16 protein-coding genes and 2 pseudogenes are annotated in these 25,332 nt (G+C 65.2%); 10 read left to right on the top strand and 8 right to left on the bottom strand.

From position 1 onward, the window contains the following. The first annotated feature begins 66 nt into the window (after positions 1 to 66). From ACV7NQ_RS44945 to ACV7NQ_RS44935, 3 genes and pseudogenes are all read left to right on the top strand, one after another. Positions 67 to 762 (top strand): hypothetical protein, encoded by a 696-nt coding sequence (locus ACV7NQ_RS44945; RefSeq protein WP_463365053.1) that lies wholly within the window; start codon positions 67 to 69, stop codon positions 760 to 762. 18 nt (positions 763 to 780) lie between these two features. After that, entirely contained in the window at positions 781 to 1,284 is a 504-nt protein-coding gene (locus ACV7NQ_RS44940; RefSeq protein ID WP_463366054.1) for a tyrosine-type recombinase/integrase, read from the top strand. Between the two features lie 129 nt (positions 1,285 to 1,413). Continuing rightward, positions 1,414 to 1,647, top strand: a pseudogene (locus ACV7NQ_RS44935) (ATP-binding protein); the annotation flags it as partial. Between the two features lie 175 nt (positions 1,648 to 1,822). Here ACV7NQ_RS44935 and ACV7NQ_RS44930 read toward each other — a convergent pair. Genes ACV7NQ_RS44930 through ACV7NQ_RS44920 form a run of 3 tightly spaced genes read right to left on the bottom strand, consistent with a single transcriptional unit; the run spans position 1,823 to position 4,486 of the window. Beyond that, positions 1,823 to 3,040, bottom strand: a complete 1,218-nt coding sequence (locus ACV7NQ_RS44930) for a lycopene cyclase family protein (RefSeq protein WP_463365052.1) — start codon at positions 3,038 to 3,040, stop codon at positions 1,823 to 1,825. Further along, positions 3,037 to 4,035, bottom strand: a complete 999-nt coding sequence (locus ACV7NQ_RS44925) for a polyprenyl synthetase family protein (RefSeq protein WP_463365051.1) — start codon at positions 4,033 to 4,035, stop codon at positions 3,037 to 3,039. Before ACV7NQ_RS44925 ends, ACV7NQ_RS44930 begins: the two co-directional genes overlap by 4 nt. 22 nt (positions 4,036 to 4,057) lie before the next feature. Next, positions 4,058 to 4,486, bottom strand: coding sequence for a hypothetical protein (locus tag ACV7NQ_RS44920; RefSeq protein WP_463365050.1), 429 nt, complete (start codon positions 4,484 to 4,486; stop codon positions 4,058 to 4,060). Between the two features lie 651 nt (positions 4,487 to 5,137). Here ACV7NQ_RS44920 and ACV7NQ_RS44915 point away from each other — a divergent pair. Further along, positions 5,138 to 6,577: an NF041680 family putative transposase gene (locus ACV7NQ_RS44915; protein ID WP_463358523.1), complete on the top strand. Its 1,440-nt coding sequence runs from the start codon at positions 5,138 to 5,140 to the stop codon at positions 6,575 to 6,577. Positions 6,578 to 6,612: 35 nt separating this feature from the next. On the opposite strand, the gene ACV7NQ_RS44910 is transcribed toward ACV7NQ_RS44915, so the two are convergent. Beyond that, the gene (locus ACV7NQ_RS44910; RefSeq protein WP_463365049.1) at positions 6,613 to 7,410 is read right to left on the bottom strand and encodes an IS5 family transposase; all 798 of its coding nucleotides are present in this window, start codon (positions 7,408 to 7,410) and stop codon (positions 6,613 to 6,615) included. A gap of 704 nt (positions 7,411 to 8,114) precedes the next feature. On the opposite strand from ACV7NQ_RS44910, the gene istA reads away from it, so the two are divergent. The 6 genes and pseudogenes from istA to ACV7NQ_RS44880 form a co-directional block, all read left to right on the top strand. Continuing rightward, positions 8,115 to 9,611, top strand: coding sequence for an IS21 family transposase (gene istA / locus ACV7NQ_RS44905; RefSeq protein WP_463365048.1), 1,497 nt, complete (start codon positions 8,115 to 8,117; stop codon positions 9,609 to 9,611). After that, positions 9,608 to 10,459: an IS21-like element helper ATPase IstB gene (gene istB / locus ACV7NQ_RS44900; RefSeq protein ID WP_463365047.1), complete on the top strand. Its 852-nt coding sequence runs from the start codon at positions 9,608 to 9,610 to the stop codon at positions 10,457 to 10,459. Before istA ends, istB begins: the two co-directional genes overlap by 4 nt. 73 nt (positions 10,460 to 10,532) lie before the next feature. Continuing rightward, positions 10,533 to 11,654 (top strand): tyrosine-type recombinase/integrase, encoded by a 1,122-nt coding sequence (locus ACV7NQ_RS44895; RefSeq protein ID WP_463365046.1) that lies wholly within the window; start codon positions 10,533 to 10,535, stop codon positions 11,652 to 11,654. Further along, a complete protein-coding gene (locus ACV7NQ_RS44890; protein ID WP_463365045.1) occupies positions 11,651 to 11,980 on the top strand; it encodes a helix-turn-helix domain-containing protein in 330 nt (109 codons plus the stop codon). Before ACV7NQ_RS44895 ends, ACV7NQ_RS44890 begins: the two co-directional genes overlap by 4 nt. A 189-nt stretch (positions 11,981 to 12,169) precedes the next feature. Next, complete coding sequence (locus ACV7NQ_RS44885) at positions 12,170 to 13,636, top strand: hypothetical protein (protein ID WP_463365044.1); 1,467 nt, start codon at positions 12,170 to 12,172, stop codon at positions 13,634 to 13,636. A 117-nt stretch (positions 13,637 to 13,753) separates the two neighbouring features. Further along, positions 13,754 to 13,840: pseudogene (locus ACV7NQ_RS44880) on the top strand (ATP-binding protein); the annotation flags it as partial. A gap of 367 nt (positions 13,841 to 14,207) precedes the next feature. On the opposite strand, the gene ACV7NQ_RS44875 reads toward ACV7NQ_RS44880, so the two are convergent. Genes ACV7NQ_RS44875 through ACV7NQ_RS44860 form a run of 4 tightly spaced genes read right to left on the bottom strand, consistent with a single transcriptional unit; the run spans position 14,208 to position 25,332 of the window. After that, entirely contained in the window at positions 14,208 to 15,470 is a 1,263-nt protein-coding gene (locus tag ACV7NQ_RS44875; protein WP_463365043.1) for a saccharopine dehydrogenase family protein, read from the bottom strand. A 51-nt stretch (positions 15,471 to 15,521) separates the two neighbouring features. Beyond that, positions 15,522 to 17,999, bottom strand: a complete 2,478-nt coding sequence (locus tag ACV7NQ_RS44870) for a KR domain-containing protein (RefSeq protein ID WP_463365042.1) — start codon at positions 17,997 to 17,999, stop codon at positions 15,522 to 15,524. Then, positions 17,996 to 19,405, bottom strand: a complete 1,410-nt coding sequence (locus ACV7NQ_RS44865) for a cytochrome P450 (protein WP_463365041.1) — start codon at positions 19,403 to 19,405, stop codon at positions 17,996 to 17,998. Before ACV7NQ_RS44865 ends, ACV7NQ_RS44870 begins: the two co-directional genes overlap by 4 nt. Next, positions 19,402 to 25,332, bottom strand: coding sequence for an SDR family oxidoreductase (locus ACV7NQ_RS44860; RefSeq protein WP_463365040.1), 5,931 nt, complete (start codon positions 25,330 to 25,332; stop codon positions 19,402 to 19,404). Before ACV7NQ_RS44860 ends, ACV7NQ_RS44865 begins: the two co-directional genes overlap by 4 nt.

Genomic DNA, 25,332 nt, shown 5'->3' with positions numbered 1-25,332 from the left:
GTAATTCCGGGGGTCGCACTCTTTGGTTGCGGGAGCAGAGCGCTTCCGCGTCGGAGAGGAGCAACGATGGGAACGACAGGGTGGATGGCCGGCGGGGGCCCGCTGGTGGAGTTCGCTGCCGGGTTCGAACGGGAGCTGGTGGCGCGTGGACACAAGTCCGGCGCGATTGCCAAGCATCTCGGTCTGATGGGTCAGCTGAACCGGTGGATGACCGGCGTGGATCTGGCGGCGGGTGATCTCACGGCGTCGGTGTTCGAGCAGTTCCTGGCCGAGGTGCGGGCCAGCGGGCGACGGAGGGTTACGACGATGGCTACCGCGGCCACGCTACTGTCGTATCTGGCCGATAGCGGTGTGATCGATGCCGTCAAGTCGGCCGCCGCGACCACGCGCGAGGTGTTGCTGATCGGCTATCGGCACTATTTGCTTGATGAGCGCGGCCTGACGCCAGGCACCGTGTTGCGATACGAGCGGTTCGCGAAAAGGTTTCTGTCACAACGATCGTCACGGCTCGGCTGCGAGGTGGGTGATGAGGGGCTGACCAGTAGGGAGGTCAACGCCTACCTGCTGGCGGCTGGGGCGCGTCTGGTTGTGGAGTCGGCGAAACGAGAGGCTGCCGACCTGCGTGCCCTGCTGCGGTTTCTGTATCTGCGGGGCAGGATCGATTCCGATCTCGGCTCGGCGATGCCGCCGGTCGCGGCGTGGCGGGGCACCCGGTTGCCGGACGGTCCCAGCGTTGCCGAGGTCAGACTCAGCACCGCATAGTCGCGGCGTCCGCTCGAGCTGACCGGACTCACCTGCGGTGACATCGAACTCGGCCCCGGCGCGCACGCTCGCTGTCGAGGCAAAGGCCTCAAGCAACGATGCGTCCCGCTCACCCCGGCCACCACCGCGGTTCTACGCGTCTGGCTTCGAGAACGACACGGGACCCGGGACGAGCCCGCATTTCCCACCCGCACCGGTCGCCGCCTCAGCGACGACGGAGTCGAAGCACGTCTCAACCTCTACAAAAACCTTGCCCGACAACGGTGTCCGTCACTGGACGGGAAGAAACTCTCACCACACACCCTCCGCCGCACCTGCGCGATGAGTCTGCTCCACAGCGGCGTCGACTCCGCCGTCATCTCGCTCTGGCTCGGCCACGCCGACCCACGTTCCACCGTCGCCTACCTGCACGCCGACATGGCGATCAAGGAACGCGCCCTGGCCCGCACCACACCACCCACCACCAAACCCGGCCGCTACCGACCACCAGACGACCTACTCGCCTTCCTGGAAAGCCTCTGAATATCCCGACACAGACAACATCAGACGCCCGAAAACACACTGCCGCACAAGCGATCCCACCACATAGAACCAACACATCGGGATAACAACCGGTTCGGGATAAATCGATTAATCCCGATCTCGGGATTAATCGATGACTTCGCCATGCGCAAGCACACCACCACCCAATCCGACGACCTCTACGACCTCGTCTCCGACCGCGCTATCGCCGGCAAGCCGCTGATCCTCACCAGCAACCGCGCCCCGAAGGACTGGTATCCGCTGTTCCCCAACCCCGTCGTCGCCGAGTCGCTCCTGGACAGACTCATCAACACCAGCCACCAAATCCTCATGGACGGCCCCTCCTACCGACCCCGCAAATGACCCGGACAACGCTCCCCACGCAAGAGCTGACCGGCCCCGCTACGCTGAGGACGGCACACCCGGACCTGGGGAATTACCTGACGGAAACCCCTGGGGAATTAGCTGACCGTCGACAGAAAACCTCAGCGACGCCAGCGTTGTTTGTGCTTTGTGTGCTGACGGCAACGCCTGCATTTCACGGTTGCGGGTGTGTTTCGGGTGCCGGTTGTTGATTGAACTGGTGATCCACCCAGCGGTTCCGGTTGGTCCAGCCTACGTAGTCGAACCGCCAACGGAACGGCCACGTATGGGCGACAGTGTTGACAAGAACGGCGCAGAGTGCCGCGTAATCGTCACGGGCGGACAGGATGGCGCGCTGGCCGCGCGGGGAGGCATTGAAGAAGGAGTCGAATGCGGCGACCGACTCTTCGCTGCTCGACCTGCCTAGGCCCCGCAGACCTCGCATCCGCAGCCAGTACACCAAGCGGGCCCGCCACTGCCATAGTTGGGCGATAGGGTCACTTCCGTGTAGCAAGGCGGCGACTGCGGTGTCGGCCAGGGTGAGTGAATCGGCCACGCTGTATCCGGTGCTGGGATTCATCATGCCGCCGCGGGAGCCGAACGGAATGACCTGTCCGACACCGTTTTTGGGCGGCCGCTGGTCCAGTGGATAGTGGGCCGCCTCGTGCCGCTCGGTGCCGGTGAGCCGGATGCCGTGTGCGGCAAGCCGATTCAGCAATCGCCAGCGCAGTTCACGTTGAGGCATACCTCCAGGTAAACCGAGGCTGGTTTCCTCGAAAATGACCGTGCCGTCACCGATCGGCATCGCGTAGAGGAACGAGGGCGGGGTGTCCGGCCCGGCACCGTTGCCCGGACGCCAGTCCATCAGCAACCCGTCGCCGTCGGCGATCATCGGCGCAGCGGTGTCGGCACCAACGAAGACGCCATACGCGCTGGCCATGTAGCCCCGGCCAGTGGCCGCCAGTCCACGAGCGTCGAAGACTGCCGACGCAGTGATGATCGTTCGATCGGCCAACTCCACCCGATGTGGCTCGACCCGTACAGCACGGCCAGTGACGACTATGGCATCGTCGAGTGGCAGGCCCGCACGCAGTCCGGGTTTGGAGAGAACGCAGTACGGTCTGTCGATGCGGTGCAGCACCCTGGTCCAGGCGGTCGGCTTCGGGATTGTGGTGGCGATCACTGTCTCGGGTAGCCATTCCGGTAGCTCGTCGACCCAGCAGGCGTAGGTGGGCGACCACAACCGGTCCGGACGTGGGTCTACTGCGGTGACCCTGAGTCCGGCCCGCACCGCCCGGTGGGCCAGAGCCCTGCCGGTCGGGCCGAGTCCTACCACACAAACATCGACGTCCCCGGATTCCCAGGGGTTTTTGGCAGCCACTATCGGGCTCATCCGACGCGGTCGACAAGGTGGCGCACGAATCGCTGCAGAGCGTCGTTGGCGGGGCCGCCAGGCAGCGCGGACAGTTCAGCCTTCGCGAGATCGGCGTAGCTGGGCAACGTCTTTTTGGCCAACACCATGCTGTCAGAGTGCGACAACAGTTCCAGTGCTTCCTCGACTGTCGCGCAGACCGCCACCGGCCCGGCCGGCAGGTCCCGCGCCCCGTCACCTGCAGTGCCCTTTTCCCGCAGGGCGCTCAGCGTCGGTAGAGCATGCATGTCGTCGCCCGTACCGATGCCGGGGGTCCTGTCCCGCTGGTCGATGCCCGACACGAGGTTGTCAGAGATCTGCAATGCGGTGCCGAGGGTGGTGCCGAACCTGGCCAGCCGCTCGATATGGTGCGGACTTGTGCCGGAGAAGATGCCACCGAAGCGGGCGCACGTGCCGATCAACGCTCCTGTCTTCTCCCGCGCCAGCTGCACATGGTGCTCGACGGGATCCTGGCTGGGCTGCACACCGCTTTTCTCGCGCACCTGCCCGGTTACGACGGTGGCGAACGTTTCTGCAATGATTCGTGCCGCCTCCGACCCGAGCGTCGATACGAGCCGGGAGGCGCACGCAGACAGATAGTCACCGGCCAAGATGGCAACGTTGTTGCCCCAACCGGAATTCAAGCCTGACGCACCGCGACACACAGGTGCCTCGTCCTTCACTTCGTCGTGATACACCGTGGCGAGGTGAACGAGCTCGATGACCGTGGCGGCGGTGGTGAGCTCCGGGCTGGCCGGACGTGGGCCCATCTGCCCGGTCAGGATGGTCAACATCGAAAGAATCCGTATGCCGCGGCCCTGGTCAGGCTCCGGCGCAGGCCAACGCAGGAATATCTGGTCGGTCAGCTCACGCGCCAACAGTTTGTCGACCTCTTCCAGAGCGTTACGTACCGCCGTAGTGAGTTCGGAATCACCAAGATCGAATCCAGGAAACATCACACTCTCAGCCAAACCCATCTTTTCTCTGCCTCTGCGTTGATTAACGACACCCACACCAGGTTCGTTCTGCTACGGCGAGCTCGCCGACCTGCTCGGCTGCGACAAGACCGACGTCACCGGGCTGCTCGACCGGCTGGCGCGGCGCGGCCTGCTGCGCAGGGAGGTCGACGCGTTCGGAGACCCATGCCGCGTGGAATGCCGACCAGGCGGATTCGATATCCGGACCGCCGAAGATGCCGGAATAGCTGAAGAGCGACGACGAAACGACGCCGAGAAGGGCGTCGCCAAACGATCCTGCCAGGCCCTGAGTCAGCGTGGTGAGGTTATCGGTGACCTTGCGGACAGCTGCCGTAGACGACAGTAACTGCTGAGGGTCGAGCCACAGACCGTCTGAGGTATTACCGCCGATGGCAAAGAGTGCGCGGGGACCGACGGCAGGCCGATCCTTCTCTACGACAAGGGTATTCACTCTGAACTCCTGATCAGCCGATGACGCGGCGGGCTGACACGCTTCCGCGAGCAGTGGCGTCGACCGCCTTTGGTGTGCACTCCTCGCAATGAAGACCTGCGCCAGCTCGGAAAGGAATCGCTGCGCGAGCCACTACTTATATGTCGCTGCAGATGCTCGCCGACCACCTGCAGGGCGATGTATCAGGATGGTCCGTTGCCGCTTGGGTAGATGCTGCAGCGGGTGATGAACGCAAGTCGTGTACCGCGTCCTTGTTCACCTCGCCGCTGACGTGGGCCACGTCGAGCAAACACCATCGGGCCAGCTTCGACTGGCCGCGGCAACGGCGTCGGACACCGGGCACATCGAAAGTGGGTTGCTGGAACCGTTCACATGGATGAAGCAACCGCCGCCGCAGGGTCGAGCAGCACCGCAGTCACGACGCGCTGCGGGATCCGGCCGCGCTGCAACAAACCCTGCTCCTTAGCTTGATTTTTAACCTCCGGGTCACTGCCCGCCGACCGTCCGGGTCGGTGTTGGAGCGGTTCGATCATCGAAACGTGTTGCTGCCGTGTTGATTTAGGGACGAATTTCGGCGTGTCGCCGTGACATGGAGCGGCCACCGCATCATCATCGTCGGGTTCCCGCTAAAGAGCCTGATGAGAAGTTGTGGTGGCCGTGCCTGTCAGTGTGCCCGAAGTATTTCGTCCGGTCGAGTCGGCGCGCCCGTCGGGACCGGAATCGCTTGCCGCGTTCCGCAATTCGTTCTATGAAAGCCTGACCGCGCGCGCCGACGCGCTGTTCGAACTCACCGACGCGGTGCTGTGCGACGACGGACCGGTCACCACGCTGGTCGGACTGTGTCTGACCGGGGAATATCGACGCGGCCACGGCGCCCTCTACGACGGTCTGAACGCCGGAAGTATCGACATCGCCCGGCTCCGGCGCGCGATCACCGCCACGACCACGGTCGGGCGAGACGACGAAGGTGCGATCATGCTGGCCGTCGATGCCAGTCCGTGGCTGCGTCCCGACGCGGCGACCAGCCCCGATCGATCGTTCTGCCATGTCTATGGCCGTGGCAGGGGGCAAGCGCAGATGATCCCGGGCTGGCTGTTCTCCTACGTCGCCGCGCTGGAGCCCGGCCGGACCTCTTGGACCACGATCCTCGACGCGATACGGCTGCACCCCGACGACGACGCGACCGAGGTCACCGCCGCCCAGATCCGGGAAGTCGTGCAACGCCTGCAAGCCGCCGACCTCCATGTTCCCGGCGACCCGCACATCAAGATCGTGTTCGATGCGGGCTACGACATCACATGCCTGGCATACGAGCTCGCGGATCTGCCCGTGGTCCTGATCGGGCGAATACGCTCCGACCGCGTCCTGGCCTTCCCCGCCGAACCCCGTGCGGGCAAGAGGGGCCGTCCCGCCAAGCACGGCCCCGACTTCGCGTTGTCCGACACCGGGACCCATCCCGAGCCCGCTGTCGTCACCACCACCGACACCGACCGCTACGGCGCCGTGCGTGCGACGGCATGGAACCGTCTGCACCCCAAACTCGCCCGCCGAGGATCCTGGGCCTACCACGACGGGGAACTGCCGATCATCGAGGGCGTCGTCATCGGGCTTCGGGTGGACCGGCTACCCGGCGACCGCAACCCGAAACCACTGTGGCTATGGTGTTCGCAACCCGACATCGCCGACCCCGCCATTATCGACCGAATCTGGCGAACCTTCCTGCGGCGCTTCGATATCGAGCACACCTTCCGGTTCCTGAAACAGACCCTCGGGTGGACCAAGCCGCGTATCCGCGACTCCGCCGCCGCCGACCGCTGGACCTGGCTCATCATCGCCGCACACACCCAACTCCGCCTCGCCCGAGGACTCACCGAAGACCTCCGCCACCCCTGGGAGAGAAAACCAACCAGCCCCAGCCGCCTCACCCCAGCCCGCGTCCGCAGGGGATTTCGCCACCTCCGCCCGACAACCGCTCTTCCGGCCCGCGCGCCGAAACCCTCACGGCCGGGTCCCGGACGCCCGCCCGGCGCAAAAAACATCCGACGCGCACCACACCAGGCGGTCGGTAAGACCACCACGGCTGCCAGTTAGAGGTTAAAAATCAAGCTTAGAACGCGTCCGGAAACTCATTTGTGCTGGTCGGCTGGCTCGGTTCGGGCGAGGCGTCGGGTCATGGTTCGGATCATGGCGATGTGGACCATCGCTTCGTGGTTCTGGGGCAGGGTCTCGTAGTCGCGGACGCAGCGGCGGTGTTTGGTGATCCATCCGAACGTTCTTTCCACGACCCAGCGGCGTGGGAGGACGACGAATCCTTTGGTGTCGTCGCTGCGTTTGACGATCTGCACAGTGAGCGTGAGGACCTGCCACGCCCAGGTGACCAGGCGTCCGGCGTAGCCGCCGTCGGCCCACGCCAGCGATACCGTGGAGAATCGTGCCCGCAGCGCGGCCAACAGGCGGTGGGCTCCGTCGCGGTCTTGGATATCGGCCGAGGTGACGACGACCGTGAGTAGCAGTCCGAGGGTGTCGGTGGCGATGTGGCGTTTGCGGCCTTTGGTTTTCTTGCCCGCATCGTAGCCGGCGCTCGTGTTGGGTACGGTGTCCGCGCCGCGCACGGTCTGGGAGTCGATGATCGCCGCCGTCGGTGACGGTTTACGTCCGGCTCGGACTCGCACACGATCCCGCAGTGCGTCGTGAATCCGTTGCCACGCACCATTTTTCGTCCATCGGCTGAAGTTGTCGTAGACGGTGGTGGCCGGAGGGAAGTCGCTGGGCAGCTGCCGCCACGCGATCCCGCCGCGCACGAGATAGAAGATTGCGTCCAACAGCAGGCGGCGCGGATGTTTCTCCGGTCGCCCGCCCTTGCCCGCCGTGTTGCCCGGCGGCGGCAACAACGGCTCCAGGACCTCCCACTCGGCGTCGGTCAACGACGACGACGGATAGAACGGGCATTTCGATAGGGCGGGCGACTCGCCGTGGGCCGGGCACGACGAACACAAGCACGTAAGCGACACTGAGACAAGGGCTCTCGGAAGGAATGGACGGATTCGCAACCACCAGTCCTACCGGGAGCCCTCCACAGCCTCACGCATCACACGCCGACATCACCGAAGTTTCCGGACGCGTTCTTAGCCATCCGGACCAACTCCGCGGCCGCCACAGCCTCGGCAGAGGTCTCACGGGATTTCTTCGATGCCACGGCATCCAGTGTCAGTCATCACGGCACCTTCCTCGCTGAACACCGTTCAACACCTTGGGCCGGAAACACCGTTGGATCCAGAGTCCTGCCACGCATTCCACCTCGAGGTCCGGGACTCATATCTGGTCGACAACGAAACAGAGATGCTCGAGCACTTCAAAGCCGGTGAGCTACAAGCGGCTGCTGGTGGTGGTGATGATGTTGCCGACCCGTATCGACTATCCGCTGTTCGGCCTGCGCTCAAGTTGTTCGAGCGGTTGCAGCTGTCCGTGGCCATGAAAAAGTCCCCATTGGTGGCCAGGTATAGGTCGCCGCTGGCGGCCGGGTAGAAGTCCCCGCTCTCTTGCTCGTCGTGTCAATGCCCGGAGCTCGTGACCTGGGCGGTGACGGTGATAGCGCCAACTGTCATCCGTCACTGCCCAGGGAGTTCCATTGAAGTCTGCGAGGGAGCGAATGGACATCATTTCCGCTTATCGAGAGGTCGGAACGTATCGCGGTGCCGCCGAGTTGTGCGGCACCACACACAAGACGGTGAAACGAGTCGTCGAGCGCGCCGAGGCCGGCGCGGCTGCGGAGCGGGCCGTGCGTTCCCGCAACTTCGACCGGGTCACCGAGTTGGTCGCCGAGCGGGTCACGAAATCGAAGGGCCGGATTTCGGCCAAGCGACTGCTGCCGGTCGCGCGTGCTGCCGGTTACGAGGGATCGCCGCGGAATTTCCGGCGGCTGGTGGCCGATCAGAAAGCGTTGTGGCGCAAGGATAATCATCGGGGCCGCCGTCCGGCGGTGTGGTCGCCGGGTGAGTATCTGGTGATCGACTGGGCCGAGGCCGCGCCCGGCCTGCAGTTGTTCTGCGCGGTGCTGGCGTTCTCGCGGTGGCGGTTCACCGCGTTCGCCGCCGACCAGCGCCAGTCGACCACTCTAGCAATGATCGCCGAAGCATTCGCCGCGATCGGCGGTGTCCCGGCGCGGGTGCTCGCCGACCGCATGGGCTGCCTGAAAGGCGGGGTGGTCGCGAACGTGGTCGTCCCGACACCCGAATACGTCCGGTTCGCAACACATTACGGCTTCTCACCGGACTGGTGCCACGGCAATGATCCGCAGTCGAAGGGGATCGTGGAGAACCTGTGCGGGTATGCCCAGCGTGACCTGGCGGTGCCGTTGCTGACCGAGGCCGCGATGCGCGGGGCGACGGTGAGTCTGCGCGAGGCCAACGCGGCGGCGAAAACCTGGTGCGCGGAGGTGAACTCGCTGGTGCATTCGGAGATCTGCGCGATCCCCGACGAACGCCTCGCCGTCGAGCGAGAACTTCTGCGGCCGTTGCCGTCGCTGCGACTCGAGATCGGCGCACCGGCGGTCACCCGCACCGTCGACCGGCTGTCGTGTGTTCGCTACGGGTCGGCCCGCTACTCGGTGCCCAACCGCCTGATCGGCGAAAAGGTGCAGATCGTCCTCGACTGCGGCGCCCTGCTGGTGCTCGAGCCGGCCACCGGCGTCATCGTCGCCGAGCATGAACTCGTCGCCCCTGGTGACGCGTCGATCCTCGACTCCCACTACGACGGGCCCCGGCCCGCACCCAATCGCGGTCCTCGCCCGAAAACCACTGCCGAGCAACAGTTCTGCGCCCTCGGTGCCGACGCCGAAGCGTTCCTGGTCGGCGCCGCCGCGATCGGCAACACCCGCCTGGGCTCCGAGCTGGAGATCCTGCTCGCGCTCGGCGCCGCCCACGGCGAAGCCGCACTCGTGGCCGCGCTGCGGCGGGCGGTGGCGTTCAAACGCTTCCGCGCTGCCGACGTCCGCTCCATCCTCGCCGCCGGCACCGGCACCCCGCAACCACGCCCGGCCGGCGACGCACTGGTGCTGGACCTGCCCACCGCACCGACCCGATCCCTGGACGCCTACAAGATCAACCGTGACGGGAGCGCCTCGTGACCACCACAAGCCGATCGAAAACCGTTGCCCCCACCACAGTCCCAGACCTGGCGGCCGACCTCGACGCCGGCCTGCGCAGGTTGAAACTGGCGGCGGTGCGCCGCACCGCGCCCGAGGTGCTGCAGGTCGCGAGAACCCAGCGCTGGACCCCGGAAGAGGTGCTGCGCACCCTGATCGAGGCCGAACTGACCGCCCGCGACGCCTCCAACGCGGTGAACCGGCTCAAGGCCGCCGCGTTCCCGGTCACCAAGACCCTCGAGGGCTTCGACGTGTCAGCGTCGTCCGTCCCGCAAGCGACCTTCGACTACCTGTCGAGCCTGGAATGGATACGTGCGCAACACAATCTGGCGCTGATAGGTCCGCCGGGCACAGGAAAAAGTCACACCCTGATCGGGCTCGGCCACGCCGCCGTCACCGCTGGCCACAAAGTGCGGTACTTCACCGCTGCCGACCTCGTCGACACCCTCTACCGCGGCCTGGCCGACAACACCGTCGGCAAAATCATCGACACCCTGCTACGCGCGGACCTCGTGATCCTCGACGAGATCGGGTTCGCACCACTCGACGACACCGGCACCCAACTACTGTTCCGGCTGGTCGCGGCCGCCTACGAACGGCGGTCACTGGCCCTCGCCTCACACTGGCCGTTCGAGCAATGGGGCCGGTTCCTGCCCGAACACACCACCGCAGCCAGCATCCTAACCGGAGTAGGTGCGGGTTCCTTCAGCCGGATTTGGCTGGTGTCAACGCATCTCAGCAGCTCTAGGCCCGTTTGGTGGCTTGATCAAAGATATCCGGTAATCGGCGAGTTATTCCAGGAATCCTGGAGTAACTGCTGTAATCTGTGACACCATGTCGGATTCCGGGACGCGCACACTGTCGCTCGTTTCGGCGGCCACGCCGGATGGCGATGAAACGTCTGTGGGACCGATCCTCGAGCCGGGGCTGGCCGATGTTGTCACGCTGCAGCGGCGCAAGGCCGCCGAGGTTACTGCTGGTGACGAGCAGAGTTTCTTCCTGGATACAGTCGCTGAGTATCAATGGGCCAGGGACACAGCGGGTTTGGCTGCTGCCACGTTGGATGGGCTGACCAAGCCGATCATCGAGATCTGTCAGTACTACGGTTTGGTGCCGTGGCAACTGACTCCGCGCCAAGTGGACAAGTACTTCGCGGGTGTCGGCAAGCGGGCCCGCTCGACGGTTCGGCGCAAGATGACCCTGATCGACAGTTACTTCGCTTTCCTCGAGCAGCGGTATGCCGGTGAGATCGCCCGCAACTACGGCGTCGGCGTGGAGTCACCGATCGACCCGTTCAACCGGCCGACCCATCGCGGCGACTTCGGGCTGCGGATACCGCCGTCACAGCGGGCGACACGCGAATTCTTCGGCCGCTGGCGGGAATCGCTGCCGCAGTCGCGCAAGCCGGCGATCGCCCGCCGCGACTACGTCATGGGCAAGCTCACCTACATCTCCGGCGTTCGCGCTGCCGAGTTGTGCTCGGTGAGGATCGGCGACGTTCACTGGGAGTCCGGTCAATGGGGCCGATTCCTGGTGCACGGCAAGGGAGCTCGCGGATCCGGGCCTCGCCAACGCGAGGCTTATCTGTTCGAGGAAGGCCGGGCGCTGTTGTGGTGGTATATCGAGGAGGTCCGCGCCGAATTCTGCGACGACCCCGACGATTCGGAAGCCCCGCTGTTCCCGTCCGAGCGGATCCCGCAGGCTGTCGCCGCGTTGAATCTGGCCACACCCGGCATCGCGGTGACCCCGTCGACGTTCCGGCGGGCACTGAAAGCCGTCGGCCGCCGGTTTCTCACCGGCCCGGTGACCGAGCTGCATCCGCATCTACTCCGGCATGCCTGCGCAACCCACAACTATGAGCGGGGAATGTCGCTCTGGGAAGTGCAGAAGTTATTGGGACACGATCGCCCGACCACGACTGTTTCCTACCTGGCCACCGCACACGCCGACCCGGAAACCGCGAGCCTGGCAGCAGCCGGGAGAGCGGTGCAACGACTCGTCATGGACAAAGGAACCCTGCGATGAAATGGAACCTGCGCTGGGCCGCGGCCAAACGCGACATCTGGCGGCCCAGCGAGCTGATGACCGTATTCGCCGAGGTCGGCTTCACGCCATCGCTGAGCAAGGTCGCTGCCCTCTGGAGCAACAAACCGACCACGGTCAGGCTCGATGACCTGGACAAGATATGCGCCGCACTGCAGTGCACGGTCGCCGATCTCCTGGAAGCCGAGCCCCTCATGACCGCCAATGAGCAAGAGCGGCAAACCAATCGGGCCGTCGGTGGGACGGATGAACCCGTGCGACCGACCGCCCGCCGCGGCGGGGCCAAACGATCGATGCCGCCGAACTGACCCGTGGCCGCGACACCGAGGAACTGGCCGATCGGGCAGTGCCCGGTCTGCCTGGGCTGGGGCGAGAGACGGCAATACACCACTTGCGCCCCCTGCGGGAAGTGGCGCCGCGCCTTCCCAGAATGCAAGCCGTGCTTGCGATGTCGGCATCGCAATCATGTCAGCGACGAGGGACTCTGCCGCTCGTGCTTGCAAGTCCTGCGTCTCGACGATCCCGGATGGTTGCTCGATCCCGTGCCCGGTCGGCCGACGCAACTCGCGCTGATCCTGCCGGAACTGCGCTCGTTTCGGGCCACCCCGATCGTTCTGCCCGCGAAGTGGAAAAACCCAAGTGCCGCAACGGGAAAACCCTTCTGCGACCTGGTGCCGACCCCGCAGCAACGACGGCGGCTGACCCCACGGCCTCCCGCGCCATCGATATCACCTCACCTGGTCGACCCCACCCAAATCGTGCTGTTCGAGGCACGTCGAGACTGGAGTCGTTTCACCGTCGGTTCCTCCAATGCTCTGCCTGAGCTGACACCGGCAGCCACAGCCCTGCTCGAGGAGTTCCAGCAGCACGCACGAAACCACGGGTGGGGTCCGATGCCCCGCAACGCCGGGGCGATGACCTTGCGGGTCCTGCTGGGCTGGCTCGGCGCAGCCGCCCCCATCCCCGAAGCTGACATCCGTGCGGTCGCCGACCACCGCCCCAATTCCGCTATCCGACGCGTTCTGCAGTTCCTCGACGCTCACGGCATGGTCATCGCCGACCCCGCCCGCCAAGGCGACACCATCGAACGGGCCATCCAGCAGCGCATCGACGCCCTTCCCGATGCCCTCGCCGATGAAATCGGTTGCTGGATAAGTGTTCTGCGTGGCGAAGGACGCCGACCACACCCACAATTCCCCTTCGCCACGATCCGCTCCTACCTGAACTGCCTGCGGCCGACGCTGGCCATCTGGACCGAGTCCGTCACCAGCCTGCGTGAGATCACCGGTCCCGACATCCAATCCGCCCTCGACCGGCAACCACCCGTCACAGCCCGCAACCTGCTCTCGGCCCTGCACAGCCTGTTCCGCGCCCTCAAACAAGAACGACGCATCTTCCGCGATCCCACCCGCGGGATCACCCTGACCGCGATGCGTCGCCTGCCCGTCCCGATTCCCACCGACCGCCTGCACGGTCTCATCGACCGCACCGAAGGGCAGATGGCCAAACTCGTCGTCGCCCTCATCGCCATCCACGGCCTGGGCAAACAAGAAACCACCCACCTGCAACTGAACGATCTCGACCTATCCGCCGGACGGCTGCTGGTTCGACGACAAACCCGACACCACACCGTCTACCTCGACGAACTCACCCACACCCTCGCGCTCGACTGGCTACACCAGCGGCGGCGCCTCTGGAGCCGAACCTCCAACCCCCACCTGCTGGTCAGCCAGGTGACCGCAGCCGATGCCACGCTCCCACCCGTCTCCCACCGGGTCATCGACATCATCTTCGAGCGGCTCGGTCTCACCCCATCCCAACTCCGCCGCGACCGCATCCTCGACGAAGCCGCACACACCGCCGACCCCGTCCACCTCATGCGCGTCTTCGGCATAACCGCCAAGACCGCCATCACCTACGTCCAAGCAGCCCACCCCGAACGCCGCTCCACCGCACCCCGATAACACCCCGCCAGCGACCACCCACATCCGCGAACCCGACCCACTTCGACCACACACCACCCGACCACGCGCGGGTTCATCGCATACCACCCACCGAGAATCAGCGAACCCGCGCGCTTTCGACTGCTCCACCACGCCACCGTCGTCATCACCGACGGCGACTCCTACCGCATGAAACACCGGACCAAGCGAGGTGAACGCCCCTGACCTAACCACCCCCACCCCCGGCAAGGGGGTGGGGACTTTCCCTGGCCACCGGCGGGGACTTCAACTTGGCCATTGACATGCAGCCCGATTCCGATGATGTCGCGGCGACGATGCGAGGGGCGGGGCTGATGGTGGATCTGGCCTACGACGCGTTCCATTTGTCGTTTTCCGGAGAGCGCTACCTTGGGAGGGTCCGCTCCCGCTATGAGCGAGTAGGTAAGGGTGTGGTAGTTCTTCGACGGGTCGGGCAGGCCGGCGAGCGGGTTGACGTGCGAAATTCGTAGCCGACTGCCGGGTTCGTAAGCGAGGATTCCGCCGCGGTCCTCGAGCCCGAAGCTCGAGAGAGCGCGAGAATTTCGTTGTGCGACTACAGGTCACGCTCGACACTGATAGTCATCCCTGCGGCGCGTAACCGATCGGCGAGCGGCAGCGCCATAGCGGGGGCGGGGGTAAGAACCCCCGACAGATCCGACAGTTTGTCGCGATCGAGGGCCAAGCACAGGGCGACCTCGCCCAGCATGACGGCGGTAGCCTTGTAGCCCGGATCGCCGTGAGCGGCGAAGGTTGTGCGATAGGTGGCACCACTGGAGGTTCGGGTGATGGTGTGCATCGAAAAGGAGCCCCGATCGCGGGCTTCCGCGTTCGGTCCGGTTCCCGGCTTGGGGACAATGCGGTCGATCAGGCTCGACCCGATGCCTGTGTGTGCGAGCGGGCCGATCGCCTTTTGCATCCATAACGCTGCGGCCATTCCCGCCGCGAGCAGCGCCGCCGCTGGTGAGTGGCCGGTGCTCATCACCTCGCGGTACCGGAAATCCTTGCCGTAGGCCCAGTCCAGCAGAGAATTGCTGCGGCGCACGATTCGAGTGTTGTGCGGAGCCATCATGAAGCTCGTCACCCAGCCCGACAACGTCGGATCGATGCTCGACGCCCGCATCAATGCAGCATCGGACTGAACGCCAAGATCGGATTCTTCTTGTCGGTCAGCGCTCAATAGGTACGGGTCTTCGACAACCTCCTGTAAAGACCGGTCCTGAGCAATCGCCTTCAACTGCCCGCGGTTCGATGCAATCGTCCCACCACTGAACCCACCTTTGACCGTAGCAACCAGCGTGGCGCTCTCCAGCTCACCGGTCTCGTCCGACAACGCTTGTCGATAGGTCAGAAAGACGCTCAGATCTGAAGGGATGGAGTCGAACCCACAGGAATGCACGATCCTGACCGAGCCCGCGGCGGCCCGTTCGTGGGCGGCTTCGATACTGTCGCGCACAAACAATGGTTCGCCGGTGAGATCGGCATAGTCGGTGCCGGCGTCGACGCAGGCCAGGACGAGGGGCAGTCCGAATTCGGCGTAGGGTCCCACCGTCGTCACGACTACCTGCGTACGCTCGGCCATCTGGCGCAAACTGGCCGGGTCCAATGCGTCGGCGAGAGCGATTGGCCAAGATCGGGCAGCGGCCGGCAGCGCCGAGCGCACGGCCGCCAATCGATCTGAGTTGCGGCCGGCCAACGCTATACGCATCCCCTGCGGCGCTGCGACAGCCAGATATTCGGCAACGATTCTGCCGACGAAGCCGGTGGCGCCGTAAAGAATCAGGTCGAATTCGCGGGCATCGGACGGTGTGGAAGGCATGGTGGAGAGGTCCTTTCGAAGTTCTACGGGAGGTGGCGGTGCGACCACCTGTCAGCGTTCAACAAACCGAGGTTGATGCAGCGCCAAACGTATGGTTCCCTGCTGGGTATAGGCGGTCCATGTATCACCCTCGGCGACCAAAGGTCCGGATGACCCCGGCAGCGGCCCGGGGACGTCGATAGAGGTGATCGCGAGGTAGCGGGGGGACTGGGGGGCCTGCTGTAGATGCACTCCCCGCACCAGGGTCTCCAGCTGATTGATGGGGAACTCGGGCCGCGGGGTCGGGGTGAGCATGACCAGGTCGCGTATTCGATCGGCGTCGACCTGCGCGCTCCATTTCCCAGTTGCGGGATCCGACGACCACTGCCCGAGGCGGAATGCCTGTCCAGCCCACTGCAATTGCCGTACCGGCAGACCTGCCCTGTTGGCAGGCACGGCCACACGTGCAGGTGCAGGTGCAGGTGCAGGGCCGTAGTACAGCGTGGTGCGGGCCACCAACACGGCATCGGCCCGGGTCACCGCAACATTGACCTGCCACGTTCCATTAGATGTCCACTCTCCCTCCGCAACTGCGCGCAGTCGGGCGTTGGGTCCATCCACCCGCAATGCCGCGATGTCGACCAGCACGTCGCGCATTGCGGCGATGGACCGTTCGTCACCGTCTGGTTGCACCCAATCACCCAGGGAACGAAGGTATTCCAGTACGACACTCATCGGAAGGGTCGGTGCCCCGTCGACGCGGAAGTCCGCGCAACACGGCATCGCGCCAACGACGCGCAGGTCCAGTATCGCTTCAAGAAGCGTCCCGTTCGAGAAACGGACCGGCTCGCCGAGCAAGAACAGCCTGTTGGCCAGACCGTCTACACCTGAGAACTCGGCACTCGGCGGATACCCGCGCAGCACAGTTGGTAACAATGCCTTGCCGAACCCGCCGATGAAGGTGCGCTCGCCTGAGCCGCCGGCAAGGATCTCGCGCTGCCAGTGGTAGAGGCCTTCGTCCACGTCGATGGCCGACATATACGCCAGCGCCGCTTCGTAATTCGTGATGATGCCGAGTCGCTCCCAGGTGGGCCAGCACATCGTGGTCACCGGGATTCGGGACCGACGCCCGACCTGCTGCGCGTGGGTCCCCGCCCACAAGCCGATCCGACTCAGCGCGTCGTTGGCCGCACCGTATTCGAGCTGACCGAGCATCCCGCCCCAGCGACCGGCCAGGGAACCCGCGGTGCTGAAGAACCGCAACGCAGGCAGCTCGGCCAGCGCGTCGATGAGATTGAGTAGCCCCACGACCTTCACCGCCACGGTGTGCCGGATCACGTCGGGTTTCTTGGCGGGCAACCGAACCGGCGAGTCGACGCCGGCGTTGTGCACCACACCGACCAGCCGCGGTCCTGCGGCCTCGAGTAGGTCACGCACCTGCTCCGGATCGACGACGTCGCACTGGCGGTACTCGATGTCGAGGCCGTCCTGTGTGGCCTTGGCCAGTTTCAGCGTCAGTTCGCGGTTCCAGCCCGCGCGCTCGAGCTCGGCGCGTACTCGAGCGAGCACCCCCTTGCCTGCGGCGTCGATCAGCCGACTGTTGCGATAGTCACCGAACTCGTCGTCGGACATTGCGATCACTGGGTCGTCTTGGTCCGGAGCCGGTCCTCGCCCGCTGATGATGACTCGGCATCCGTGCGTACGGCACAGGGCTGTCGCCAAGGCGAAGCCGATGCCGCGCCCGCCTCCGGACAACACGATCACGTCGCCGGGGTCCAGGTGCAGCGTGGGCTCCGGCACCTCGACGAGGTCGGCGACCAGCGTGTAGCGCCGCCCCTCGACATGCCCGATCTCGAAGTAACCCCATCGATAGAGCTCGCGGCAAACGGTCTCGGCGGCGGCGTCGCCGATTGGGTCGACGCCGCGCCCGGCGGGGTCAGCCGAGTGCGGTAGGTCGACAACCCGGATGTTCACGTTGTCGAATTCGCGCGGCAGCCCCTTCGCAAGGCCAGCCCATAGTCCGCCGAGCGGCTGGCCTATCGGCTCGTCGACGAACCCGTGTCGTCCGCCCATCCGGGTCACGGCCAGGTAGAACAGTCGATTAGCGTCGGTCTCGGAGTTCCAGTCCTCGAAGTATTCCTGTAGCAGCGCAATCGACTGCAGGAACGGGGCCTCCCAGCTATATCGCTGCGTAATATCCAGTGGCCGTTCGATATTCAGGTCGATAATGCCATCGATCCGCCCGACGGTCCGGCGGAATTCCGATACCTCGGGACTCGCATCGGCACCGCCTGGCGGTTGTAGCCGGTACGGATGTGCGCCTGCTCGGCGCAGCGCGGCCGTCATGCTGACTGCGGACTCGGTGCTACCGCCTACCACCGCGATCCGACGACCGATCAGCCGTGGGCTCGGCTCGACCGGCAGTGCGCCCAGTTGCATAGGGCGCCAGATGAACCGGCCGACCGGCAACACGGAACGATCGGCCGGGTAGGAGATGTCCGGTCGCGCGGGCGGCCCGTATTTCGGCGCATTGTTCTGAACCACGGTCATGCCGACCTCGGCGCGATCCGCAAGGCAACACCGTTAAGGGGCCGCAACGATACCCTGGTCGCCACTTCCACTGAGTGGTCGGGCACCACGCTGATACGGAACCGAGCGGCGATCATCGCCAGCGACAGGTGGGTCTGCATGAGCGCCATTGCATTCCCGATGCACTTGCGCTGGCCACCGCCGAAGGGGAAGTAGGCGTACTTCGGTCGCTCGAGCTGCGCAGCAGGGTCGAACCGTTCCGGGTCGAACTGCAGCGGATCGGCCCAGTAGTCCGGATGGCGTTGGGTGACATACGGGCTCAGAAAGATGCATGCCCCGGCGGGAATATGCCAGCCGTTCACTTCGTCGTCTTGGACAGGCTGGCGCGGGTATGCCCAGATCGGCGGGTGCAACCGCAGGGTCTCGTCGGTGACCATTTTGGTGTAGTTGAGCCTTGCCAAATCGGCTGGCACTGGTTCACGCCCCCCGAAGACCTGCTGCGTTTCGTCGAACAACCGCTCTTGTATATCCGGGTGGGTTGCGAGTTCGTAGAGTGCCCACGCGAGGCCGGTGCCGGTGGTTTCGTGCCCTGCCATGAAAATGGTCATCAGCTCGTCGCGCACATTCTCTGCCGTCAACGGCAGGCCGGTGTCCTCGTCAGTGGCGCCGAGCAGCAGGTTCACCAGATCCGGCCGGCCGACATGGCTGCCGCCGCGGTGTGCCTCGATGATCCGGCCGACCACCTCATACATGGTGTCGCGAGACCGGGCAATGCGCCGACGGTATGAGGTCGGCACCCAATCCGGCAACAGCTGCGCGATGGTGCCACGAAGCACGATCGCTTCAATCGCGGTCTGCATGGCCTCGCCGACGCGCGCCTGATCGGGTGCAAGGTCCGTATCGAACATTATCTGCCCGAGCGCGCCGAGCGTGATCCGCATCATGTCGGGTACCACGTCGCCGCCGCTGTCGTCCGCCCCAGGACCATGCCCGGCGCGGACCCAGCCGTCCAGCACGTCGGCCGTGGCGTGGACCATCGTGTCGGCCATGGCGTCGATCGCGCTCTTATGGAACAGCGGATTGACGATCCGCCGCCGATTACGCCATTCGCTGCCGTCGGTGGTGAGCAAACCATGGCCCATGAAGATCTTGAATCGCTCGTACCCAACACCGCGAACGTAGTTCTGATTGTTGTCCTGCAGCACATATCGCACGGCGTCGGGGTGATAGGCGAGGTGTGCGGTGAGTAAACCCAGCGGTAGTCGCACCATGTCGCCGTGTGCGCGGCGCATCGACTCGAACAACTCCGGTCCATTGCGTTGTAGCGCTCGCACATTGCCGGGGATCCGGTGGATTCCCTGGGGACCAGGCGGGATGTCGGCGAGCCGTCCGGGGGTGCGCGGTTTCGGTTCGGTAGTTCGCGTCATGCCAGCTTTGTCCTGTCGTTGTGAGCGTGTTCGGTGTGTGTCGAGGTGGCGAGGCTGCCGATTCCGATGTCGAGGTGACCGACCACCGCCCAGTCGAGTTCGGTGAGTGCCACGACGATCCGACCGTCCCGGCTCACCGCGGCGAAACGGTTGTCGGCACCGGCCGAGTCGCCGCCCGTGGGCAGTACCGCGTAGAGGTCTACCGGCCCGTCCCGGCCCACCTGCGCATCGTTGGTGTGCTGGTACAGGTCCAGACGCCCGATACGCAGTGGCGCGGCTATCGGAACGAAGCCGCCTGCACCGCCGTCGTCGAGTACACCGGTGCGCAGCAACCCGTCGAGCAAGATGACCGGGACGCGAAAACGGGAAAACACCGGATCGCCTGGTTCCAGCGCGAGACTGTATGTCGAGCGCTTGCCTAGAGGATGAAGTCGGGTATCGGTAGTCGAGACGAACATGCCGGTCAGCGAAACCGGTGACACCGCGTGGTGGTAGGGATCTACCACGGGTGTCTCGTCCGCCGGGTACCACTCGGTCCATTGCGGTGCCTGCGGTAGGACGGCGGCCATCAGCGCGGTTGCGGTGAAGTGCAGTTTGTCCTTGACCAGGACAGTGCCGTTGGGTGCGGTGACGTCGCCGGTGACAGTGATCTCCACACGCGCCTGTCCCAGATCACGTCGCCACTCTTGCACTGCGGCACGGATACGTTTGACCAGCGGCCTGCCCTGCTCCGACACTTTGAGGAAGTGATGGAAGGTCAGGTCCTCCAATGCGTATACCCGCAGGCTCGGCACCAATGCCGAGGCCGCCTCGAAGGCAATTTCGGCTACGAATGCACCCGGGAGCGTGGGTACGCCGTTGACCCGGTGATGACGCAGGTAGGCGTCGGTGTCCACGTCGAAGGAGCGCTCGTGCACCGCCCACGGCCGATCATCGTCCATGCCACTCGCCGCCGGCCGGTCCAAGTAGAACGGGTGCGGTGACGGCGGCATGAAACCGGGCACCAGCGCATCGACCGCGCCGTATTCCGCGATCCCCAAGTGGGCGACGTAGGGCTGGGGGACGCGCAGTTGAAGATGCCGTATGAAATGGTGTATGCCTTCGGCATTCGTCATGTTCGAGTACTGGCCGCTCTTGTCGAAGTACGCCTTGGTCAGCTCGTTCGCGCCGAGACCGACCTCACCCCACAGCGTCCAGCCGATAGTGAATTCGTGCCGGCCACCGAGCTGCGATCGATGCGTGGCCGCGGTGCCGAGAAAGTCGTTGCCGGAGGCATAATCCGCCTCACCGATCTGTCCTGTGACGCCGAGCAGTGATCCGAAGTTGCACCACATTCGTGGCGGATTCGCAGCGAGCGCCGCGGCCAGGTTCGTGTATCCGATCAGCTTGATGTCGCGGACCGAGCGGAATTCGGCGAAGTCTTTAACCTCGATCCGCGCCGACCGGTTCAGCCCAGCGGCGTTGACCAGGAAGTCGATCCGGCCTACTTCACCGAGGATCTGGTCCACTGCCCGCTGCACCCCCGCACCATCGGTGATATCGCAGGCCAAGTACGTGACATCGCTCGCGCCCGCCGCTTTGATCCGCTCGAGGTTCGCTCTTGTGGTGCGGGTGTTGCGGAGTCGTAGATACTCGGCGTTCAGTTGGCCAGGGTTGCGGCCTGGGTCGAGGACGAGGCGATCACGAATGTAGTCGCGCTTGGCCGCGGCGAACTGCGCATCGGTCATGTCCAAATAAGTGGCAGGGGCTTCGTCGATCACGCTGCTGCCGAGTATGTAGAACCGGCCGCCGAAATTGGCTGCCACTGCGACCATCAGCTCGGCTGTGATACCACGTCCTCCGCCGGCCGCAACGATCACCGATTCACCATCCAACCGTGCGGCGGACTCGATTTCGTCGCCGATCACCGCGAGTTCGCTTACCTGGCGGATGCCGGCGGTGTAGTAGGCAACCGGCAGCCCGCGGTCAAGCATCGACTCCGCCTCGGCCTCGGCAATACCGCCCACCGGCCCGTTGTTGGTGACAAGCGCGAGGGTCAGGCTGTGCGGCCGTTCCATGTGCGCGACTTTGAAGAATCCGGTGAACAGCCCGACGTAGGGGTGCACTGTTGTCTCGGTCATCGCGTCGAGCAGCAGTGCGATGCTGCTCGACTCCGGTCGCGCCAGTGCCTCGGCGCGCTGCTGAGCGACGAGGAATATCAAGTCGTGCAGTGCGCGGATCTCGGTGGTGCGCTCTGCTGACACGCCGCCTGCCGGATCTGCGCCGAGAGTCGCGGCCACCCGTAGATGGCACAACTGCGCCCCCGGGTCGTACCGATCCAGCAGCGCGGCAACGGCTTCCGGGGTCACATCGCAGAGGTGCACGACTCCTGGAGCAGGCTCCAAGGAGAACACCGTCACGGTCTCCGGCACTACGACCCCATGCAACGTTGCCGGGTTGTCGATGAGCAGCAGGGTGGATGAGTTCGGCCAGAACAATGTCCCTGGCCGCACGGCGGTGCCGGGGTCGGTAACCAGTTGCCAGGCGTGGGCGTCGATGCGAGTCTGTGCGGTCACGGCCTCGCCTGCGACGTCGGTCATGAACACGTTGCTCGCGGCAAATGCCTGCGCCACGGCGGCTTCCGTCGGTTCAGCAGCCGTTGGGCGCGGTTCCGCCGGGCGCAGTGGGCCGTTGACCCGCACTGCGAGGTCGCGGGCGCCCGCACCGCCCTGGCATACCACGAGGACTTCGCCATCCGCACCAACAGTGCTCAGCGCTGATAGCACGCCGACTCCCCCCTCGCCACCGAGGAATGTGGCACGCCGGCCCGCGGTCCGGGCACCGCATTCGATCGTGTCTGCGCCGGTGAAGCCGGAAGGTCCGGCCGCGCCCGCACCTACCTCAGCCATCTCTATGAACCCGACGATCGGCAGGCCAGCAGCCTCGGCGGTGTCCTCAGTGACCAGCGCGAGCAGGAACGCGCCTTCGGCGAGCACGGCATCGTCGGGAAGGAGCGCGTCGAGTAGGTCGCGCTGCTCCGGGGTTGTGTTGCCGTTGATTCCACCGACGAGCGCCATCGTGAGTTCGCCCGCTCGCAGGTATCGGCCTGCGATCTCGATCGCACTCAGCACCGATGTGAACCCGGTGTCGACGGTCATGTTCAGGCCGTTGAGCCCGAAGTAGTTCGCCACCCTTGCCGGTATGACATTAGGCATCATGCCGGGAAAAGTGTCCTCGCTCGACGGCGGGACAAGCGATCTGATGTCGGCCGCGATATCGGCGAGTACATCCTCGAGCCAGTCCACCGTGGCGAGTTCGGTGTCACGGCGCAATCCCTTCGCCACGTCATCGAGGTAGCAACGAGTCGCATAGAGCGTCGCATTGCGGGTGCCGCCGAAATGGCCGAGCACCACCCCCGTGTCGCGCTGATTGTCGGTCCAGAACTCACCGAGCTCCGCCCGGATGGTCCGCGCGCACGCCAGGATCATCAACTGGCAGCGGTCGATGGCGCGCAGTGTCGCCGGTGGCATCTTCACCTCCGTGATGGAGGGCAGCGGGTACAGGTCGCCGAAGCCGACCGGCGCCGACGAGTCGGCCAGCCACTCATCGAGGGTCTTTCCAGGCGGCACATGCGAGGCCACGGCCACTACCGCGAGCCGCGAAGTCACATCGTTACCCCGGTCGGGGCCACCACGAGGCAAGGATTCCGAGGTGGGCGTGCCAGGCTCCTGCACCAAGAGGTGGGCGTTGGTGCCACCGAATCCGAAGCCGGACACCGAGGCCAGCCTGGGTGTGCCGTCCGCCCGGGCCGGCCATGGCACGGCGGTTTTGGGGATCTCGAGGCTGCAGGAGTCGAGCAAGAATTCGGCGGGCGGCTCAACGTAACGATGCTGGCGTGGGATCACTCCATGCCGGAAACCGAGCAGCACCTGGATGAGCGATGCCGTGCCCGCCGCCCATCCGGTATGCCCGATCACCGACTTGTTCGACGTCACCTGGACCGGCCGCGCACCATTGAGGGTCTTCCGCAGTGTGGTGAACTCGGCGATATCGCCCGCCTGGGTCCCGGTTGCGTGCGCAACAACCCAGTCGGGCACGCGGTGGGCCATCTCGGGCCGGGCTTGAGCGCGACGAATCGCCAGTTCCTGCCCGGCGGCGTTCGGTGCATAGATCGCTTTACCCTTGCCGTCGGACGAGCTGCCGAATGCCGTTATGGTGGCCAAAATCTGATCGCCGTCGGCCCGAGCCCGGCTGAGCCGCTTGAGCACCACTGTCGCCGCGCCATCGGAGAACAGCACCCCGTCGCTGGTCTTGTCGAGCGATCGAACCTCACCCCGGGTAGACAACCCATTCAGCTTCCCGAACAGCACCGAACCACGGGGGCCAACTGCGAAGGCACCTCCGCAGACAGCAATGTCGTGACGGTTCTCCAACAGTCCCATGATCCCGATGTCGATCGCATAAAGCGACGACGAGCACGCGGTGTCGACCATCATCAGCTCGGTGTCCGCGGGCAGCACGCCCTCGATTGCGTTGTGGCCCACCTGATGCGGGAACAACCGCTCCGGCCGGCCCACACTGCGCGGGTATCGCGCGCGTAAGCTCGCTTCGATGGTTCCGAGCCATTCTTCGGCGTCCGGGACGTCGCGGCGCGCGAGCGCGTCCCGCATCCGCTGCATGACACCCGAAACGACGGTGGCCTCTTCGAGATACTGGCTGCCATCGGCGGTATACCCGGCCAGGAAGCCGAACCGGTCGCCGGGACGCCGGGTCACCGAATCCAACGCCTGCAGCACCGAATGCCGCAGCCAGAGCGTGGTGGATTCGATATCCTCGACCGTGCGGCCGGTGCGCCGTAATTCCTCGGCCAGCGTCGGGTGGGGCTCGAAATCGGTGATGAACGCCGAGTGCCGGGAGTACGACTTGTCTTCCGCCGCCCGGTCGGACGAGAAGAAGCTGTCATCGTCCCAACGGTCGGCCGGGACCGGTATGAACCGCTCCACACCTGCCAGCAGCGCGTCCCAGTACTCCTCCGGGTTGTTGGCGCCCGACACAGCGATGCCCATACCCACAACGGCAATAACGTCATCGTCAACGTCATCGTCCGGACTCGTGTCGATGTCCGCAGGAGCGACATCGACACGAGCCTGCACAGGCGGTCGCAGCCGTGGCGGGGACAGCAACGCGTGGCCGGTGGACAGTCCACCATCGGCGACGATCATCTGGCCGGTGATCCAGCTGGCCCGTGGTGATGCGAGAAACGCGACAACCTCGGCGAGCTCTTCGGGCTTTCCGAGGCGGCGCATCGGAGTAGCCTCGATGATCGCCTGCCGCATGGCATCCGATTGCGGGAACTGTTCGGCGACAGGGCTCTCCAGCATGCCCGCGGCTGCGGTGTTCACCCGTATCCCACGCTCGGCGTAATCAGCGGCAAGATAGCGCGTCATCGCCTCCACCGCCGCCTTCGCAGGCCCGCATGCGAGGTAGTTGGCCATGACCAACTGACCACCACCGAGAGTGGAAATATTGACGATGTTCGCCCCGGCCCGACCCGCCATCAGTTCGGCCGCGCGCCGCGCACAGCCAAGGCCACCTTTGAGATTGGTGTCCAGCGCCCGGTCGATCATCGCGTCGTCGACATCGTCACCAGCCGCCAACCTGCCATCCGCGGCATTGTTGACCAGAATGTCGAGCGCACCGTACTCGCGGGCGATCTCGTCGAACATCGCGTCCCGCTGCGCAGCATTCGCCACCGAGGCACGGATAATGGCGGCCCGGCCTCCGCGCGCCTCGATCTCAGCCTTGGTAGCGCGTGCCTGACCGGGCGACCGGAAGTGGTTGATGATGACGAGCGCGCCGTCTGCGGCAAGCCGCAGCGCGATTGCTTTGCCGACATTGCGCGCCCCACCCGTGACGAGCGCGATCTTTCCATCGAGTGTCCCGTACAT

It is taken from the genome of Nocardia sp. Tas62D01 (assembly GCF_055232035.1).
This window is presented reverse-complemented; position numbering and strand designations above follow the sequence as displayed.

Excerpts from the sequence above, each read along its gene's own strand:
- ACV7NQ_RS44865 (WP_463365041.1), bottom strand. The coding sequence starts at position 19,405 with ATGACGCGAACTACCGAACCGAAACCGCGCACCCCCGGACGGCTCGCC.
- ACV7NQ_RS44930 (WP_463365052.1), bottom strand. The coding sequence starts at position 3,040 with ATGAGCCCGATAGTGGCTGCCAAAAACCCCTGGGAATCCGGGGACGTC.
- ACV7NQ_RS44870 (WP_463365042.1), bottom strand. The coding sequence starts at position 17,999 with ATGACCGTGGTTCAGAACAATGCGCCGAAATACGGGCCGCCCGCGCGA.
- ACV7NQ_RS44925 (WP_463365051.1), bottom strand. The coding sequence starts at position 4,035 with ATGGGTTTGGCTGAGAGTGTGATGTTTCCTGGATTCGATCTTGGTGAT.
- ACV7NQ_RS44890 (WP_463365045.1), top strand. The coding sequence starts at position 11,651 with ATGAAATGGAACCTGCGCTGGGCCGCGGCCAAACGCGACATCTGGCGG.
- ACV7NQ_RS44945 (WP_463365053.1), top strand. The coding sequence starts at position 67 with ATGGGAACGACAGGGTGGATGGCCGGCGGGGGCCCGCTGGTGGAGTTC.
- ACV7NQ_RS44875 (WP_463365043.1), bottom strand. The coding sequence starts at position 15,470 with ATGCCTTCCACACCGTCCGATGCCCGCGAATTCGACCTGATTCTTTAC.
- ACV7NQ_RS44860 (WP_463365040.1), bottom strand. The coding sequence starts at position 25,332 with ATGTACGGGACACTCGATGGAAAGATCGCGCTCGTCACGGGTGGGGCG.